The following is an 852-nucleotide window of genomic DNA, read 5'->3' as shown; positions in this document are numbered from 1 at the left end:
TAACTTTTCACCCGTGATCCAGCCCGCGTTCTCTGATGCCAGGAATGCAACTGCTGGGGCTATTTCTTCCGGTTTGCCAAATCTACCCATTGGTATAGCCGCAAGCATACCTTCTTCCATAGCACTGCCTACCAGTCCCAGTGTCCTTGATCCTTCAGTATCAGTTGGGCCCGGTGCCACCGTATTGACCCGAATGTGGCGGTTCACCAATTCTCTGGATAGAGAAACGGTTAAGGCGTTCAGGGCCGCCTTCGATGAGGTATAAAGACTGGTGTATGGTCCCGGATTCTGTCCGCCTACTGAACTAACGTTGACAATGCTGCCTCCTGTTTGGGGAAAATACTTTAACGACTCCTGGATCGTCAGTATGGGACCTAATACATTGACCCGGTACTGTTCCAGGAAATCATCCTCCGTAACCGCTTCGATGGGCCCGAATCGGGCGGTGGCAGCATTATTCACCAGCACATCTAACTTACCAAACTGCTCCTTGACCTGTTTGAACAAATTAATAATATCAGCATGTCGGGCCATATCAGCCTGAAGGGCAATGGCCTGTCCGCCTGCCTCGCGGATGGCACTAACTACGCCTTCTGCATCGCTTGCCGCCGAACGATAGTTACAATGACAATTGCCCCACAAGAGGCAAGTTCCTTGGCAATGGCAGCACCAATACCCTTAGAGCTACCAGTAACGACGGCCACTTTCTGCGTCAAATCTATTTTCATGAGCTTTCTTTTTTGACAAAGATAAATGAGCCAACTTTACCTGGGGTATGAGTTTCCCTTTAGAAAGTAGTTTCCTTTGAGAAACTAGGATGCACCAAGACAAATGAAAAAGAAAGTTTTTATT

General features: G+C 48.4%; 2 protein-coding genes. Both read right to left on the bottom strand.

Going from position 1 to position 852, the window contains the following annotated elements; translation table 11 throughout:
- Positions 1 to 642 (bottom strand): SDR family NAD(P)-dependent oxidoreductase (locus BWI97_RS26615; RefSeq protein WP_199182131.1); only part of this gene is annotated, 642 nt, incomplete at its 3' end.
- The gene (locus BWI97_RS29425; protein ID WP_199182130.1) at positions 585 to 728 is read right to left on the bottom strand and encodes an SDR family NAD(P)-dependent oxidoreductase; all 144 of its coding nucleotides are present in this window, start codon (positions 726 to 728) and stop codon (positions 585 to 587) included. The genes BWI97_RS26615 and BWI97_RS29425, both read right to left, overlap by 58 nt.
- Between the last annotated feature and the right edge of the window lie 124 nt (positions 729 to 852).

The sequence above is a fragment of the Siphonobacter sp. BAB-5405 genome, from assembly GCF_002872335.1.
GTDB lineage: Bacteria > Bacteroidota > Bacteroidia > Cytophagales > Spirosomataceae > Siphonobacter.
This window is presented reverse-complemented; position numbering and strand designations above follow the sequence as displayed.

What these genes read in the sequence shown, in the direction of transcription:
- BWI97_RS29425 (WP_199182130.1), bottom strand. Translation starts at nt 728, where the DNA reads ATGAAAATAGATTTGACGCAGAAAGTGGCCGTCGTTACTGGTAGCTCT.